Raw genomic sequence first — 15,925 nt, forward strand, 5'->3', positions numbered from 1 at the left:
ATCCGTTATAAAGCTGCAATCAAATTCTAGGCAGCCGGCAGGTGTCATGTTCGAAGGGCGCTTTACGCTTGAAAAGCAGGCGTCTTTCTATAAACTTACACACCGGCCAGCTGCCTGACATATGTCCATTAGGAGTGAAAACAAGGTATGAGCACCATCGAAGAACGCGTCAAGAAAATCGTCGCCGAGCAACTGGGCGTTAAAGAAGAAGAAGTGAAAAACGAATCTTCTTTCGTAGAAGATCTGGGTGCCGATTCCCTTGATACCGTTGAGCTGGTGATGGCTCTGGAAGAGGAATTCGAGACCGAGATTCCTGACGAAGAAGCTGAAAAGATCACTACTGTTCAAGCTGCTATCGACTACGTCAACAGCCACCAGGCTTAAGACTTTGTAGTCGTTGCTTCTTGTCAGGGAAAAACCGCACTGCCTTTGCTGGCGTGCGGTTTTTTCTTTGCGAGAAATGTAGACATCCAGAATAAGGAGAGTGCTGTGTCGCGTAGACGCGTCGTGGTCACCGGTATGGGTATGCTGTCGCCATTGGGTACCGATGTACCGAGCAGTTGGCAGGGCATTCTGGCTGGCCGCAGTGGCATTGGTCTGATCGAGCATACAGACCTTTCTGCCTACTCCACCCGTTTTGGCGGCTCGGTAAAGGGCTTCGAGGTTGAGCAGTATCTGTCGCTCAAGGAAGCTCGCAAGCTCGATTTGTTCATTCAGTACGGTCTGGCTGCCGGTTTTCAGGCGGTTCGTAACGCCGGCCTGGAAGTTACCGATGCAAACCGTGAGCGTATCGGCGTGGCCATGGGTTCAGGCATCGGTGGCCTGACCAATATCGAAGAAACCAGCCGTACCTTGCATGATCAGGGCCCGCGGCGTATTTCGCCGTTCTTCGTGCCTGGTTCGATCATCAACATGATTTCCGGTTTCCTGTCCATCCACCTGGGTGTGCAGGGGCCTAACTACGCCATTGCCACGGCTTGTACCACGGGTACTCATTGTATTGGCATGGCGGCGCGCAACATCGCTTTCGGCGAAGCTGATGTCATGATTGCCGGCGGTGCCGAGATGGCTGCCTGCGGGCTCGGCATGGGCGGCTTTGGTGCTTCGCGCGCACTGTCGACCCGCAATGACGAGCCGACTCGCGCCAGTCGTCCTTGGGACAAAGGCCGCGACGGTTTCGTACTGTCCGACGGTGCCGGCGCCCTGGTGTTGGAAGAGCTGGAGCACGCCAAGGCTCGAGGCGCAACCATCTACGCCGAGCTGGTCGGTTTCGGCATGAGCGGTGACGCCTACCATATGACTTCGCCGCCCGAAGACGGCGCCGGCGCGGCTCGCTGCATGGCCAACGCCCTGCGTGATGCACGTGTCGACCCGGCCCAGGTCAATTACATCAACGCCCACGGCACGTCGACGCCGGCGGGTGACCTGGCGGAAGTTGCTGCGGTCAAGTCGGTGTTCGGCGAGCACGCTTACAAGCTGGCAGTCAGCTCGACCAAGTCGATGACCGGTCACTTGCTGGGTGCTGCGGGTGCTGTCGAGGCGATCTTCAGTGTCCTGGCGATCAATGGGCAGGTGGCGCCACCGACCATCAACCTGGACGAGCCCGATGTGGGTTGTGACCTGGATTTCGTTCCGCATGAGGCGCGCAACATGCCCATCGATGTGGTGCTGTCCAACTCGTTCGGCTTTGGCGGTACCAACGGTTCGCTGGTGTTCCGCCGGTTCGCGGACTGATGCAAGCCTGGGTCGATGGTCACAGTGCCGATTCCCTGGCGCTGCACAACCGCGGCCTGGCTTACGGCGATGGTCTGTTCGAGACCATCGCTGTCATCGCAGGGCGACCGTCCCTGCTCGAGTATCACCTCGACCGCCTGGCGCTGGGTTGCCAGCGCCTGGCGATCGAGGCTGATCACGCGCTGATTCGTGATGAGCTGTGTCGATACGCCGCCTTGCTTGGCAATGGCGTGCTCAAGCTCATTCTCACCCGGGGTGATAGCCAGCGAGGCTACGCCGCCGCCGCAGGTGCGATTCCGCGACGTATCCTCCAGGGCAATCCTGCCCCCGCATATCCCATCGAGCATGCCGAGCAGGGGGTCCGCCTCTTTGCCTGTCGTACCCGATTGGCCGAGCAGCCTTTGTTGGCGGGTCTCAAGCATCTCAATCGCCTGGAACAGGTACTGGCGCGCGCTGAATGGCAGGGCGCTGAGTATGCAGAAGGATTGATGCTGGATGTGTCGGGTCGGGTGATCGAAGGGGTCTACAGCAACCTGTTCCTGGTGCGCAACAATGCCCTGCTGACCGCTGACCTGAGTCGCTGCGGTGTCGCCGGGGTGATGCGTGCGGCCTTGCTGGAGGCTGCGGCCGGGGAGGGCGTCGCGGTGAGCGTCACCGACCTGTCGATGGCAGACCTCGAGCAGGCCGATGAAGTGTTCGTCTGCAACAGTGTCTACGGCATCTGGCCGGTGCGTTCATTTGCATCGCTGAACTGGTCGCCGGGGCCTCTCACCCGTAAACTGCAGGCCATTGCCCGTACGCTACTGGATGCCTGATTCGTGAGACGTAAATTGTTGCTGTTGCTGGAGATCGGTCTGATCCTGGCCGGCCTGGTGCTTGGGTATTCCGCCTGGAAAGTCAGTTCAGCGGTGAAGCAGCCGCTGCACCTGTCCGGCGAGCAGTTGCTGGATGTCCCCACCGGCACCAACCCCAATCGCATGTTCTATCGCATGGAAAACAGCGGCCTGATCGATGACGCGTTCTGGTTGCGCCTCTACTGGCGCTTCAACATGGCGGGCGTGCCGCTGCACACCGGTGAATACCGGATGACACCCGGCATGACTGTCAGCGACCTCTTCGAAGATTGGCGGCGTGGCGACGTCGTGCAATACAACCTGACCCTGGTCGAGGGCTGGACCTTCCGTCAGGTGCGCTCCGCGCTGGCAAAGCATGACAAGATCAAGCACACCCTCGACGGCCTGAGTGACAGCGAAGTGATGGATCGCCTGGGGCATCCCGCTGTTTTCCCTGAAGGCCGGTTCTTCCCGGATACCTACAAATTCGTTCGCGGCATGACGGACGAAGAACTGCTGCAGCAGGCTTACGCCCGTCTGGAAGAAGTCCTGGCGAAGGAGTGGGCCGAGCGTCCCGCTGATCTGCCTTATCGCGATCCTTATCAGGCGCTGATCATGGCATCGCTGGTTGAGAAGGAAACCGGCGTTGCGCAGGAGCGCGGGCAGATTGCCGGTGTGTTTGTCCGGCGGATGCGCATCGGCATGCTGCTGCAGACCGATCCGACAGTCATCTACGGCATGGGTGAGCGCTATAACGGCAAGATCACTCGTGCCGACCTGCGTGAGTCCACGCCCTACAACACCTATGTGATTCCCGGGCTGCCGCCGACGCCGATCGCCATGGTCGGCCGCGAGGCGATTCATGCGGCACTCAACCCCGCGTCGGGAAGTAGCCTGTACTTTGTTGCCCGTGGCGATGGCAGTCATGTGTTCTCCGATGATCTGGATGCGCACAATTCGGCGGTCCGCGAGTATCAGCTCAAGCGTCGCGCGGACTATCGCTCCAGCCCGGCACCTCAGCCGGCAAATGGCAACGAGCAGTCGGCGCCCACTGAACAACAGGACGCGCCTGCCGAGCCGGCGGATGCCCCGGCGGCACCGGTCGAGGCGCCTGCCACTGGCGAATCTCCTTCGCAATGAACACTAACGAGGACGGCTTGTGAGCGGTTTGTTTATTACCCTGGAAGGTCCGGAAGGCGCGGGCAAGAGCACCAACCGTGACTATCTGGCCGGGCACCTGCGCGACCAGGGTCTGGATGTGGTGCTGACCCGTGAGCCTGGCGGCACGCCACTGGCCGAGCGGATTCGCGAGCTGTTGCTGGCCCCCAGCGACGAGAAAATGAACGCCGATACCGAGCTGTTGCTGGTGTTTGCGGCCCGGGCCCAGCATCTGGCCGAGGTGATTCGCCCGGCGTTGGCGCGTGGCGCCGTTGTTCTGTGCGATCGCTTTACCGATGCCACCTATGCCTATCAGGGCGGTGGCCGCGGTCTGAGCGTCGAGCGCATCGCGATGCTGGAACAGTTTGTCCAGGGTGGCTTGCAGCCGGACCTGACCCTGTTGTTCGACCTGCCGGTGGAAGTGGGTCTGTCCCGCGCTGCCGCGCGGGGGCGTCTGGACCGTTTCGAGCAGGAAGGGCAGGACTTTTTCCAGGCAGTGCGTCAGGCCTATCTCGATCGCGCCAAGGCGGATCCTCAGCGTTATCGCCTGATCGACGCGGCGCAGCCGCTGGTTCAGGTTCAGCAGTCGCTGGATGGCCTGGTCGGGCAGATCGTGGAGCGTTGCCGTGGCTGAGGCCTATCCGTGGCAGGCGACGCTCTGGCAGCAACTTGCCGGACGCAGCCGTCATGCCCATGCCTATCTGCTGCATGGCCCGCAGGGTATCGGCAAGCGCGCGCTGGCCGAGCGTCTGATGGCGCTGCTGTTGTGCCAGCGGCCGGAGGCGTTGCAAGCCTGTGGGCAGTGCAAGTCTTGCATGTTGCTGGCCGCGGGTAGCCATCCGGACAACTACGTGCTGGAGCCGGAAGAAGCGGACAAGCCTATCAAGGTGGATCAGGTTCGTGACCTGGTCGGCTTCGTCACCCAGACCGCCCAATTGGGCGGACGCAAACTGGTGCTGATCGAGCCGGTCGAAGCGATGAACGTGAATGCCGCCAATGCCTTGCTCAAGAGCCTCGAAGAACCTTCGGGCAATACCGTGCTGTTGCTGGTCACTCATCAGCCAAGCCGCCTGCTGCCTACGATCAAGAGTCGCTGCCAGCAAGTGGCCTGCCCCCAGCCGGGCGAAGCGCAGAGCCTCGCATGGCTGGCCTCGGCGCTACCGGATAGTGATGAGCAGGAGCGCGCCGAGCTGTTGAGCCTGGCCGCGGGCTCCCCGTTGATGGCCGTCAGCCTGCAGGCGCAGGGTGTGCGTGAGCATCGGGCGCAGGTGGTCGAAGGGGTGAAGAAGCTGCTCAAGCAACAGCAATCCCCGACCCAGCTTGCCGAATCCTGGAATGCCATTTCCCTGTTGCATCTTTTTGACTGGTTCTGCGACTGGTCGAACCTGATCCTGCGCTATCAGTTGACCCAGGATGAAGACGGCCTTGGCTTGGCCGATATGCGCAAAGTGGTGCAGTACATGGCGCAGAAGAGCTCGCAGGCCAAGGTGCTGGACATTCAGGACTGGATTCTTGCCCAACGGCAGAAAGTCCTGTCCAAAGCCAACCTCAATCGCGTGCTGTTGCTCGAAGCGCTGCTGGCCTCCTGGGCCATGCTGCCGGGTCAGCGCTGATCAGCCGCGTTTCCAATCCCTTTCAGTGTTGTCATTTCGCCATGCTCGTAGATTCCCATTGTCACCTCGATCGCCTTGACCTTTCCGCCCATGACGGCTCCCTGGATGCCGCGCTGGCCGCCGCGCGGGCCCGTGGGGTGGGGCATTTTCTCTGCATCGGGGTGAGTGCCGACAACGCGGCCCAGGTCAAGGCGCTGGCAGAGCGCTACGAAGATGTCGATTGTTCGGTGGGTATCCATCCGCTGGACCTGGCGCCGGGGGAGGCGCCGGCACTGGACTGGCTGTTGCAGGAGCTGAACCATCCCAATGTCGTCGCGATTGGCGAGACCGGGCTGGATTATCACTACGAGCCGGAGGCGGCAGAGTTGCAGCAAGCGTCGTTCCGACTGCATCTGGACGCCGCACGCATCACCGGCAAACCTGTAGTTATCCACACCCGTGCAGCGCGGGCGGACACCCTGGCACTGCTGCGCGAGGCGGCACTGCCACAGGCCGGAGTGCTGCACTGTTTCACCGAGGATTGGGAGATGGCGCGTGCGGCGCTGGACCTGGGCTATTACATCTCGTTGTCGGGGATTGTCACGTTCCGTAATGCCGACGCCTTGCGGGATGTTGCTCGCCAGGTTCCTGCCGATCGCCTGCTGGTGGAAACCGACTCGCCCTACCTGGCGCCCATTCCGCATCGCGGCAAGCCAAATCTGCCGGAATACGTCCGGGATGTTGCCGAGTTTATCGCCCTGGTTCGCGGTGAGCGTTATGAGCAATTGGCCGCCCAGACCACCGAGAATTTCCGTCGGCTGTTCCCGCTGGCCCGGGTGCGGCAGGGCTGAGCCCGGCGCGCGGGCAAAAAAAACCCGGGTTCTGGGGGGGGAATCCGGGTTAAGACCATTAGGAGTAAACAAAGGCGAACACTCCATGATCACCTTTATCGGTGCGACACTTGGGGGGATGTGCCACACCGACATTTCAAGTATTAATCAGGATTGATAGGCTTCCAGCAGCAACTGCTCGTTTTTTAAACAGATTTGGAATACGCCCGTCGCTGCTGAGCACTCATCGCTCTGCAATTTCTCGAACTATTGCCAATGTTTCGTCGATTACGCGGCGTTCGGTGTAGAAATGTGGGGAAAAACGCACCCCCATGCCGCGCGGGATACATACCACCTGATTTTCCTTCAATTGCCGATGAACCTCCGCGTTGTCCACGCCATCGATGCTGAAAGACACGATGCCGGCGCGGCGAGCCGGATCCTGTGGGCTGTGCAAGCGCACGCCGGGGATAGCGCCGAGTCCGTCGTGCAGCCAGCGCACGCGTTCTGCGATAGCGGCAGCGACCTGTTCCATCCCCACTTCTTCAAGCAATGATAGGCTGGCTTCGAGCGCTGCGGCGCCGAGCATGTTCGGACTGCCGCATTCGAAACGCCGGGCGCTTTGAGCGGGTTCCCAGGTGGTGCGGTTGTAGTCGCCCATGTGTTCCAGCATGTGCCAGCCATATTCGCTGAGCTTCAGTTGCGGGCGAACCTCGGCACGGCAGTAGAACATCCCCAGGCCTTCCGGGCCGAGCATCCATTTGTGGCCATCGGCCATGGCGAAGTCGCACTGGCAGGCCTGCGCATCGAAGGGCAGGGCGCCGATCTGCTGGATGGCGTCGACACAAAACAGCACGCCGCGCTCGCGGCAGCCCTGGCCGAGGCGCACCAGGTCCATGCGCAGACCGCTGGCGAACTGCACCGAGCTGATCGACATCAGTCGGGTTCGTGGTCCGCAGGCGGCCAGCAGTGCGGCTTCCGGATCGTCACCCTTGAGATCGGCCTGGACCACTTCGACGCCTTGGCTCGCCAAGGCCTCCCAGACGATGCGGTTGGACGGGAATTCTTCGTTGCTGATGACGATCTGGTCGCCTGACTGCCAATCCAGTCCAAAGGCCACGAAGGACAACGCCTCGGACGTGTTCTTGACCAGTGCGATGTCGTCGGTGGAGGGGGCATTGATCAGGCGCTGCAGGCGCTCGCGCAGACGCTGCTCCATGAGCATCCACTCCGGGTAGTCGCGGGCGCCCAGCCAAACGTTTTCCCGGGCGAAGCGGCTGACCGCCTCGCTGGCGCGTTTCGGCCAGGGTGCGACGGCCGCGTGATTCAGGTAACGCAGGCCCGGGGCCTGTTCGAACTCTTCAGGAAACGTAGACATGGTTGGATGATCCGTGCATTTTGGCGCAAGTTAGGCATAATACTTGGCTTCGATTTTGATCCAGTCCTTCTTATGCAGAAAGAACCTCGTAAGGTCCGTGAGTTTCGTCGCCGTGAGCAAGAAATTCTCGATACCGCACTCAAGCTGTTTCTCGAACAGGGTGAAGACAGCGTCACCGTCGAGATGATCGCTGATGCAGTGGGTATCGGCAAAGGCACGATCTACAAGCACTTCAAATCCAAGGCGGAGATCTACCTGCGCCTGATGCTCGACTATGAGCGCGATTTGAACCAATTGCTGCACTCCGCCGACGTCGACCGTGACAAGGAAGCCTTGTCGCGTGCCTATTTCGAATTCCGCATGCGTGATCCACAGCGCTACCGGTTGTTCGATCGCCTTGAAGAAAAGGTGGTCAAGGGGCATCAGGTTCCGGACATGGTCGAGGAGTTGCACAAGATCCGTGCCTCGAACTTCGATCGCCTGACCCTGCTGATCAAGGGGCGCATCAGCGAAGGCAAGCTGGAAGATGTACCGCCGTACTTCCACTACTGCGCCGCCTGGGCGCTGGTGCACGGTGCCGTGGCGCTCTACCACTCGCCGTTCTGGAGCAACGTCCTGGAAGATCAGGAAGGTTTCTTCCAGTTCCTCATGGATATCGGCGTGCGCATGGGCAACAAGCGCAAACGCGATCCGGAGCCTTCTGCTAGCTGATAGCCGTTTGCGACACAACGCTACTGGGCGCGACAGGGCGGGAATATACTTTGGGTGTGAGGCTTGCAAAAACCTGATTTATGAGTCAGGTTTCGCGAGCCCGATTCATCCATGCCGGAGTTTTCCATGATCGTCGACCGTCAAGGCAGGCGTTTTCGCAATTTGCGTGTCAGCCTTACCGCCGCCTGCAATTACGCGTGCACTTATTGCGTGCCTGATGGGAAACGACTGGTCGCCGCCCAGGACGAGCTGTCTGCCGAGGCCTTGGCTCGCGGCGTGGCTTACCTGATCGAGGCCGCTGGCATCGAGCGTCTGCGGGTAACCGGTGGCGAGCCACTGGTCAGCCCCAAGCTGGAAGCCTTCCTCAAGACGGTCGCCGGATTCGGCCTGGACGACATCAGCCTCACCACAAACGGCCAACTCCTGGCGCGCAAGCTTCCCCTGCTTTGCGAAACCGGCATCCGCCGACTCAATGTCTCCCTCGATACCCTCGACGCTAGCGCCTTCCGGAGCATCTCCCGTGGTGGCGACCTGGCCAGTGTGCTGGATGGCATGGCCCAAGCGGCGGCGACAGGCATGAAGATCAAGGTCAACATGGTGCCGCTGCGCGGACAGAACCTCGATCAGGTCTTGCCGCTGCTGGATTTCTGCCTGGAGCATGGCTACGAGTTGCGCTTCATCGAGCTGATGCGAATGGGCCACCTGGCCAAGGACAACAATATGTTCCTGCAGCAGTTCGTCGGCCTTGAGCAACTGCTGCAAATCATCGGCGAGCGCTACGAGTACGCCCAGGCCGAGGCGCCGATCGATGCCACCGCGCTGCGTTATCGGGTTCCGGGGCGGGGCGTCTTCGGTGTGATCGCCAATGAAAGCGTGCCTTTCTGCCGGACCTGCTCACGGCTGCGTCTGTCCTCCACCGGCTGGCTTCATGGTTGCCTGTCGTCGAGCAATCGACATTTCATTGGCGACCTGCTCGACCAGCCGCGCCATCAGGCCCTGCCGGCGTTGCAAGGGCTGTTGGTCAAGGCGCTGGGCGACAAGCAGAGCGTTGCCTTCTCCGGTGGCGCCACAGTGATGAAAATCATCGGCGGCTAGCTCGGCAAGCTGGCGCAAAATCTGCATCAGCGGGCTGTTCGCCGGTTTTCCGTCGCCGGCTCCTGGAGGAAAGATGCGTAGCCTGGTTCTGCTGATAGCGCTGATGGCGCTGGGTGGCTGCATGAATGTCAGCGACATGGGTGAGGGCGCCCGTTACCACATGAGCGACGCCGGTCTGCTTGATCACAGCGATACCCAGCGTTCGATGTCGCTGCGTTTGCAGCCTGACTCGTTCATTTTCATCGCCCAGGGCGCATTCGTCCCGCCGGGTGGTGCCTATCCGCGGCCAAACGTGGTGGCGGAGGAGGCCTTCAAGGGCTTCATCGAATACTTCCCGCTGGTGCGTCGTGCCCAGGGGCCGATCGGCCTCGAACAGGCGCTGACAGAGGCGCGTGCGGTGGGAGCGCATTATCTGCTCTACACCCGCTTCGCCAAGGCAGACAACCGTATCGGCAACGGCGACGAATGGTATGACGAGCAGGCGGTCGACCGCCTCGGTGTCGATACCGGTGTTGTGCAGATGATGCTTATCGAGACCAGCACCCGCTACCTGATCGATACCGCGAGAATTCGCAGTCGTGGCGGATTGCTGACGTTCCACGACAACAAGCCGGAAGATTTGCTCGGCCCGCCGCTCGAGAACTACGCTCGCTCGCTCCTGGGTCTGGGTCGCTGAGGACTACGAACAATGGCTGAAACGGGTAAGGCCAACGACCTGTTGGCGCAGATTCCCAAGGCGGAAAAGGGCTTGCCGCCCGTCCACCTGTGGAATCCGGACTTCTGCGGCGATATCGACATGCGCATCGCCCGTGACGGCACCTGGTTCTATCTGGGTACGCCGATTGGTCGCAAACCCATGGTGCGGCTGTTTTCCACCATCATTCGCCGGGACGGTGATGATTATTTCCTGGTGACGCCGGTGGAAAAGGTGGGCATCACGGTGGATGACGCGCCGTTCGTCGCGGTAAGTCTCGAGGTGCAAGGCCGCGGGGAGCAGCAGGTGCTGTGTTTCACCAGCAATGTCGAGGACCGGGTCGAGGCCGGCCCCGAGCATCCGTTGCGCTTCGTCATCGATCCTGTAACTCAGGAGCCTTCGCCCTACGTGCACATGCGCGCCAATCTCGAAGCGCTGATCCATCGCAATGTGTTTTATCAGTTGGTGGATCTGGCGGTCACCCGGGAGATCGACGGCGAGGCGTGGCTGGGTGTGTGGAGTTCAGGGGTGTTCTACCCCATCGGCAAGGAGTGAACCTGAGGTGGGCGTCCGCGGTGGCGGGCGCCAGGCCTGCCAATAAAACTTTTCGGCCGGAAATGAAAAAACCTCCAGTGCTTGCGCATCTGGAGGTTTTCAGTATTTGGCTCCACGACCTGGACTCGAACCAGGGACCCAATGATTAACAGTCATTTGCTCTACCAACTGAGCTATCGCGGAATCTGTGGCGTATCTTACTGATTGCTAAAGGGAAGTCAAGCCTCCCTTTGGCAATCAGTGATTTTTACAGAACTTCGACAATCGCCTTGGTGACGACGTGAATATTGCTCTGGTTCAGCGTGGCAACGCAGATGCGGCCAGTGTCCAGCGCGTAGATGCCGTACTCGTCCTTCAGACGGGTAACCTGCTCAACGCTCAGGCCGGAGTAGGAGAACATGCCGCGTTGGCGACCGACGAAGCTGAAGTCACGCTTGGCGCCGTATTCAGCCAGCAGTTCGACCATCTGCTTGCGCATGCCGTGGATGCGGCCGCGCATTTCACCCAGCTCGGTTTCCCACATCTGACGCAGCTCGGCGCTGTTCAGTACCGCGGCGACGATGCTGGCACCGTGGGTTGGCGGGTTGGAGTAGGTGGTGCGGATCACGCGTTTGACCTGGGACAGCACGCGAGTGCTTTCTTCCTTGGCGCTGGTGACGATCGACAGGGCACCGACACGCTCGCCATACAGCGAGAACGACTTGGAGAACGAGCTGGAAACGAAGAAGTCCAGGCCCGACTCGGCGAACAGGCGTACCGCGAAGGCGTCTTCGGCAATGCCGTCGCCAAAGCCCTGGTAAGCCATGTCCAGGAATGGAACGTGACCCTTGGCCTTGATGACTTCCAGGACGTTTTTCCAGTCCGCCAGGCTCAGGTCCACACCGGTCGGGTTATGGCAGCAAGCGTGCAGGACGATGATCGAACCGGCTGGCAGCTCGTTCAGGTCTTCCAGCATGCCGGAGCGGTTGACGTCGTTGCTCGGCGCGTCGTAGTAGCGATAGTTCTGCACCGGGAAACCGGCGGTTTCGAACAGGGCGCGGTGGTTTTCCCAGCTCGGGTCGCTGATGGCGACGACGGCGTTCGGCGACAGTTGCTTGAGGAAGTCGGCACCAATTTTCAGTGCGCCAGTACCGCCGACGGCTTGAACGGTCACCACACGGCCTTCGGCCAGCAGTGGAGACTCGGTACCGAACAGCAGTTTCTGAACAGCCTGGTCGTAGGCAGCGATACCGTCGATTGGCAGGTAACCGCGGGAAGCGTGCTGTGCAGCACGTTGGGTTTCGGCTTCGATGACCGCACGCAGCAGTGGGATGCGTCCTTCTTCGTTGCAGTAGACGCCTACGCCCAGGTTGACCTTGTTGGTACGTGGATCGGCGTTGAATGCTTCGTTGAGGCCCAGAATGGGATCGCGTGGTGCCAGCTCGACAGCGGAAAACAGGCTCATTATTACCTTGGCTCTGAATTGGAGGGTGAGTAGGGTTTGCACGCTCCAGCCGAATGCACTAGAGCGGTGCACAAACGGGGAGTCAGTATAGTGATACCGACCGGTCACGGCGACAGTCTGCCGCAGCTTTTCCTGCTGTTTGTGGGAATATTTTTCGACCGTTAGTCGAATCCTTCAGTCAACAGTAGGAAATGCACTGCGCGCTGGGTTGAAACTGGCGTAGGGCGCCTTCAATTGGGTATAAGTACTGTCTAAAAATACAGTTACCTGTATTCGCACTTAACCAGGGGTTCGTCATGTCCGAGTTTCAGCTCGTCACCCGTTTCCAGCCGGCCGGCGACCAGCCGGAAGCCATCCGCCTGATGGTCGAGGGCATCGAAGCCGGGCTGGCGCACCAGACCCTGCTGGGTGTGACCGGTTCGGGCAAGACCTTCAGCATCGCCAACGTGATCGCTCAGGTGCAGCGCCCGACCCTGGTGCTGGCGCCGAACAAGACCCTGGCAGCGCAGCTCTACGGCGAGTTCAAGGCGTTCTTCCCGAACAACTCGGTCGAGTATTTCGTTTCCTACTACGACTACTACCAGCCGGAAGCCTACGTACCGTCGTCCGACACCTTCATCGAGAAGGACGCCTCGATCAACGATCACATCGAGCAGATGCGACTGTCAGCGACCAAGGCGTTGCTGGAGCGGCGCGATGCGATCATCGTCACCACCGTTTCCTGCATTTACGGTCTGGGCAGCCCGGAAACCTACCTGAAGATGGTCCTGCACGTGGACCGTGGCGACAAACTCGACCAGCGCGCCCTGTTGCGCCGTCTGGCCGACCTGCAATACACCCGCAACGAGATGGATTTTGCCCGTGCGACCTTCCGGGTGCGCGGCGATGTGATCGATGTGTACCCCGCCGAATCCGATCTGGAGGCGATCCGCATCGAGCTGTTCGACGATGAAGTGGAAAGCCTCTCCGCCTTCGATCCGTTGACCGGCGAGGTGATCCGCAAGCTGGCGCGATTCACCTTCTACCCGAAAAGCCACTACGTCACCCCGCGGGAAACCCTGCTCGGCGCGGTGGAGGGGATCAAGGAAGAACTCAAGGACCGCCTGGAATACCTGCACAAGGCCAACAAGCTGGTGGAAGCCCAGCGCCTGGAGCAGCGGACCCGTTTCGACCTGGAGATGATCCTCGAACTGGGCTACTGCAACGGCATCGAAAACTACTCGCGCTACCTCTCCGGGCGTCCGGCCGGGGCGCCGCCGCCAACCCTCTACGACTACCTGCCGCCCGATGCGCTGCTGGTGATCGACGAGTCCCACGTCAGCGTTCCGCAGGTCGGGGCGATGTACAAAGGCGACCGCTCGCGCAAGGAAACTCTGGTTGAGTACGGATTCCGCCTGCCGTCGGCGCTGGACAACCGGCCCATGCGCTTCGACGAGTGGGAGAGCGTCAGCCCACAGACCATCTTTGTTTCCGCCACGCCCGGGGTTTACGAGGCCGAGCATGCCGGCCGAGTGGTGGAGCAGGTGGTGCGGCCGACCGGCCTGGTCGACCCGCAAGTGGAAATTCGCCCGGCGCTGACCCAGGTCGACGATCTGCTGTCGGAAATCCGCAAGCGGGTAGCCGTGGAAGAGCGGGTGCTGGTCACCACCCTGACCAAACGCATGGCCGAGGACTTGACCGACTACCTGGCCGACCACGATGTGCGGGTGCGCTACCTGCACTCGGATATCGATACGGTGGAGCGCGTCGAAATCATCCGCGACCTGCGCCTGGGCACCTTCGACGTGCTGGTGGGGATCAACCTGCTGCGTGAGGGCCTGGACATGCCGGAGGTGTCGCTGGTGGCGATCCTTGATGCCGACAAAGAGGGCTTCCTGCGGTCCGAGCGCTCGCTGATCCAGACCATCGGCCGGGCGGCGCGTAACCTCAATGGCCGGGCGATCCTGTACGCCGACCGCATGACCGGCTCGATGCAGCGCGCGATCGATGAGACGGAGCGCCGCCGCGAGAAGCAGGTCGCCTTCAACCTGGCCAACGGCATCGTGCCCAAAGGCGTGGTCAAGGACATCACAGACATCCTTGAAGGCGCCAATGTGCCGGGCTCGCGCAGCAAGAAGCGCAAAGGCATGGCCAAGGCCGCGGAGGAGAGCGCTCGCTACGAAGCCGAGCTGCGTTCGCCGGGCGAGATCGCCAAGCGAATCAAGCAGCTTGAAGAGAAGATGTACCAGTTGGCACGGGACTTGGAGTTCGAGGCGGCGGCGCAGATGCGTGATGAGATCACCCAGTTGCGTGAGCGCTTGCTTACCGTGTGACGTTTCTGTCGCTCATGACGGCCAAGTCGCTGGCAAGCGGTGCTCTGCTTGCCAGCGATCAGGTCAGTGCGCTTCTCCGGCTTTCAAGCCCTGCGGCAATTTCCGGGTCAATACGACCGCCACCATGCTGATCGCCAGGCCGATCCCAACGAAATGGAAGGCATCGTTGTAGGCCATGATCAGCGCCTGCTGATGGACGATTTCGCTCAGCTTGCCCAGCGCAGCAGCCTCGCTGCCCAGCTTCTCCGTCAGCAATGCCAGCCGTTCCGCGACTTGCGGGTTGGTCGGCACCACCGATTCCCGCAAATAGTCGAAATAGGTCTTGGCCCGAGCGTCCAGCAGGGTTGCCAGCAGGGCGATGCCGATGGCGCCGCCCAGGTTGCGCAGGATGTTGAACAGGCTCGACGCCGAGCCGGCGTCCTGCGGCTGGATGTACGCCGTGGCAATCAGCGAGATGGTCACCATGATCATCGGCTGGCCAAGGGCGCGGATGATCTGGATATGGTTGAACTGGCTGCCGGCGAAATCCGGATTGAGCACCCCGGAGCTGAAGCTGGCCAGGCCAAAGAGACCAAAGCCCAGGGCGCAGAGGATCTTCGGCGAAATCACCTTCATCAATTGCGGCACCAGCGGAATCAGGAATAACTGCGGGATGCCCATCCACATGATCACTTCGCCGATCTGCAGCGCGTTGTAGTTCTGGATCTGCGCCAGATACAGCGGCAGCAGATAGATCGAGCCATACAGCCCTACGCCCATCCCCAGGCTGGCAATGCTCGACAGGCCGAAATTACGGTTCTTGAGGATGCGCAGGTTGATCAGCGGGTTCGGCTTGGACAACTGCAGGATCACGAAGGTGATCAGGCTGACCACGGCGATACTGCCCAGGCCGACAATCAGGCTCGATTCCAGCCAGTCCTTGCGATGCCCTTCTTCAAGAAACACCTGCAGGCAACCCAGGCCCACGCCGAGGGTGACGATGCCGGCGTAATCGGTGCTTTTCAGCAACTCCCAGTGAGCTTCCTTCTTCTCCAGGCCATAAAGCAAGCCGGCGATCATGATCAGGCCGGGTGGGATGTTGATGTAGAAGATGTACTCCCAGCCCCAGTTTTCTGTCAGCCAACCTCCCAGTGTCGGACCGATCGAGGGCGCGAAGGTCGCGGTCATGGCAAACATCGCCATGCCCTTGGCGCGATGGTGCTCGGGCAGCTTGATCAGGGTCAGGGTGAAGGCCAGCGGGATCAATGCCCCGCCGGTAAAGCCCTGCATGGCGCGGAAGATGATCATGCTCTCCAGGTTCCAGGCCATCGAGCACAACAACGAGGAAGCCAGGAAGCCGAGGGACACCCACACCGCCAGTCGCCGGGCCGAGAGTAACTGCACCAGCCAGGCGGTGAGCGGAATCATGATGATTTCGGCTACAAGGTACGAGGTCGAAATCCACGAGCCTTCTTCCAGCGTCGCTGACAGCGCGCCTTGAATGTCCTTGAGCGACGAGTTGGTGATCTGGATGTCCAGCACCGCCATGAAGGCACCGAGCATCACGCTCATCACCGCGATCCAGTCGCGTCGGCTCGGCTCGCCGACGG

The 15,925-nt window shown here is 60.9% G+C and carries 15 protein-coding genes and 1 tRNA gene; 12 read left to right on the top strand and 4 right to left on the bottom strand.

The genetic code is table 11. From position 1 onward, the window contains the following. The first annotated feature begins 147 nt into the window (after positions 1–147). From acpP to CKW37_RS10455, 7 genes are all read left to right on the top strand, one after another. Positions 148–384 carry an acyl carrier protein gene (gene acpP, locus CKW37_RS10425; protein WP_010223225.1) on the top strand — a complete coding sequence of 79 codons (237 nt, stop codon included), beginning with the start codon at positions 148–150 and terminating at the stop codon, positions 382–384. Between the two features lie 105 nt (positions 385–489). Beyond that, on the top strand, positions 490–1,734 hold the full coding sequence (fabF, locus tag CKW37_RS10430) for a beta-ketoacyl-ACP synthase II (RefSeq protein ID WP_095155616.1): 1,245 nt from the start codon (positions 490–492) through the stop codon (positions 1,732–1,734). Further along, on the top strand, positions 1,734–2,549 hold the full coding sequence (pabC, locus tag CKW37_RS10435) for an aminodeoxychorismate lyase (protein WP_095155617.1): 816 nt from the start codon (positions 1,734–1,736) through the stop codon (positions 2,547–2,549). Before fabF ends, pabC begins: the two co-directional genes overlap by 1 nt. A 3-nt stretch (positions 2,550–2,552) precedes the next feature. After that, positions 2,553–3,707: an endolytic transglycosylase MltG gene (gene mltG, locus CKW37_RS10440; RefSeq protein ID WP_095155618.1), complete on the top strand. Its 1,155-nt coding sequence runs from the start codon at positions 2,553–2,555 to the stop codon at positions 3,705–3,707. Positions 3,708–3,726: 19 nt separating this feature from the next. After that, positions 3,727–4,359, top strand: a complete 633-nt coding sequence (tmk, locus tag CKW37_RS10445; RefSeq protein WP_095155619.1) for a dTMP kinase — start codon at positions 3,727–3,729, stop codon at positions 4,357–4,359. Then, positions 4,352–5,338, top strand: a complete 987-nt coding sequence (locus CKW37_RS10450) for a DNA polymerase III subunit delta' (protein ID WP_095155620.1) — start codon at positions 4,352–4,354, stop codon at positions 5,336–5,338. Before tmk ends, CKW37_RS10450 begins: the two co-directional genes overlap by 8 nt. A gap of 41 nt (positions 5,339–5,379) precedes the next feature. Beyond that, on the top strand, positions 5,380–6,168 hold the full coding sequence (locus CKW37_RS10455) for a TatD family hydrolase (RefSeq protein WP_095155621.1): 789 nt from the start codon (positions 5,380–5,382) through the stop codon (positions 6,166–6,168). 223 nt (positions 6,169–6,391) lie between these two features. On the opposite strand, the gene CKW37_RS10460 is transcribed toward CKW37_RS10455, so the two are convergent. Then, positions 6,392–7,525 (bottom strand): aminotransferase class V-fold PLP-dependent enzyme, encoded by a 1,134-nt coding sequence (locus tag CKW37_RS10460; RefSeq protein ID WP_095155622.1) that lies wholly within the window; start codon positions 7,523–7,525, stop codon positions 6,392–6,394. A 72-nt stretch (positions 7,526–7,597) separates the two neighbouring features. On the opposite strand from CKW37_RS10460, the gene CKW37_RS10465 reads away from it, so the two are divergent. The 4 genes from CKW37_RS10465 to CKW37_RS10480 all read left to right on the top strand — a co-directional run bounded on the left by CKW37_RS10465 (position 7,598) and on the right by CKW37_RS10480 (position 10,580). Next, positions 7,598–8,236 carry a TetR/AcrR family transcriptional regulator gene (locus CKW37_RS10465; protein ID WP_042122274.1) on the top strand — a complete coding sequence of 213 codons (639 nt, stop codon included), beginning with the start codon at positions 7,598–7,600 and terminating at the stop codon, positions 8,234–8,236. 126 nt (positions 8,237–8,362) lie between these two features. Next, entirely contained in the window at positions 8,363–9,331 is a 969-nt protein-coding gene (locus CKW37_RS10470; RefSeq protein WP_095155623.1) for a GTP 3',8-cyclase MoaA, read from the top strand. A gap of 73 nt (positions 9,332–9,404) precedes the next feature. After that, positions 9,405–10,007 (top strand): DUF4823 domain-containing protein, encoded by a 603-nt coding sequence (locus CKW37_RS10475; protein ID WP_095155624.1) that lies wholly within the window; start codon positions 9,405–9,407, stop codon positions 10,005–10,007. A gap of 12 nt (positions 10,008–10,019) precedes the next feature. Continuing rightward, positions 10,020–10,580, top strand: a complete 561-nt coding sequence (locus tag CKW37_RS10480; protein WP_095155625.1) for a DUF1285 domain-containing protein — start codon at positions 10,020–10,022, stop codon at positions 10,578–10,580. A 107-nt stretch (positions 10,581–10,687) separates the two neighbouring features. On the opposite strand, the gene CKW37_RS10485 is transcribed toward CKW37_RS10480, so the two are convergent. After that, positions 10,688–10,763, bottom strand: a tRNA-Asn gene (locus tag CKW37_RS10485). A 64-nt stretch (positions 10,764–10,827) separates the two neighbouring features. Then, a complete protein-coding gene (locus tag CKW37_RS10490) occupies positions 10,828–12,024 on the bottom strand; it encodes an amino acid aminotransferase (protein WP_095155626.1) in 1,197 nt (398 codons plus the stop codon). Positions 12,025–12,320: 296 nt separating this feature from the next. On the opposite strand from CKW37_RS10490, the gene uvrB reads away from it, so the two are divergent. Further along, the gene (gene uvrB, locus CKW37_RS10495) at positions 12,321–14,336 is read left to right on the top strand and encodes an excinuclease ABC subunit UvrB (protein WP_095155627.1); all 2,016 of its coding nucleotides are present in this window, start codon (positions 12,321–12,323) and stop codon (positions 14,334–14,336) included. A gap of 63 nt (positions 14,337–14,399) precedes the next feature. Here uvrB and CKW37_RS10500 read toward each other — a convergent pair whose 3' ends face one another. Further along, entirely contained in the window at positions 14,400–15,890 is a 1,491-nt protein-coding gene (locus CKW37_RS10500) for an MDR family MFS transporter (protein WP_175653738.1), read from the bottom strand. Positions 15,891–15,925 lie beyond the last annotated feature (35 nt).

This window comes from Pseudomonas sp. Irchel 3E13, assembly GCF_900187455.1.
In the GTDB taxonomy this organism is placed as follows: Bacteria; Pseudomonadota; Gammaproteobacteria; order Pseudomonadales; family Pseudomonadaceae; genus Aquipseudomonas.

What these genes read in the sequence shown, in the direction of transcription:
- CKW37_RS10475 (WP_095155624.1), top strand. Translation starts at nt 9,405, where the DNA reads ATGCGTAGCCTGGTTCTGCTGATAGCGCTGATGGCGCTGGGTGGCTGC.
- CKW37_RS10470 (WP_095155623.1), top strand. Translation starts at nt 8,363, where the DNA reads ATGATCGTCGACCGTCAAGGCAGGCGTTTTCGCAATTTGCGTGTCAGC.
- uvrB (WP_095155627.1), top strand. Translation starts at nt 12,321, where the DNA reads ATGTCCGAGTTTCAGCTCGTCACCCGTTTCCAGCCGGCCGGCGACCAG.
- acpP (WP_010223225.1), top strand. Translation starts at nt 148, where the DNA reads ATGAGCACCATCGAAGAACGCGTCAAGAAAATCGTCGCCGAGCAACTG.
- pabC (WP_095155617.1), top strand. Translation starts at nt 1,734, where the DNA reads ATGCAAGCCTGGGTCGATGGTCACAGTGCCGATTCCCTGGCGCTGCAC.
- CKW37_RS10455 (WP_095155621.1), top strand. Translation starts at nt 5,380, where the DNA reads ATGCTCGTAGATTCCCATTGTCACCTCGATCGCCTTGACCTTTCCGCC.
- CKW37_RS10460 (WP_095155622.1), bottom strand. Translation starts at nt 7,525, where the DNA reads ATGTCTACGTTTCCTGAAGAGTTCGAACAGGCCCCGGGCCTGCGTTAC.
- CKW37_RS10480 (WP_095155625.1), top strand. Translation starts at nt 10,020, where the DNA reads ATGGCTGAAACGGGTAAGGCCAACGACCTGTTGGCGCAGATTCCCAAG.
- CKW37_RS10490 (WP_095155626.1), bottom strand. Translation starts at nt 12,024, where the DNA reads ATGAGCCTGTTTTCCGCTGTCGAGCTGGCACCACGCGATCCCATTCTG.
- CKW37_RS10465 (WP_042122274.1), top strand. Translation starts at nt 7,598, where the DNA reads ATGCAGAAAGAACCTCGTAAGGTCCGTGAGTTTCGTCGCCGTGAGCAA.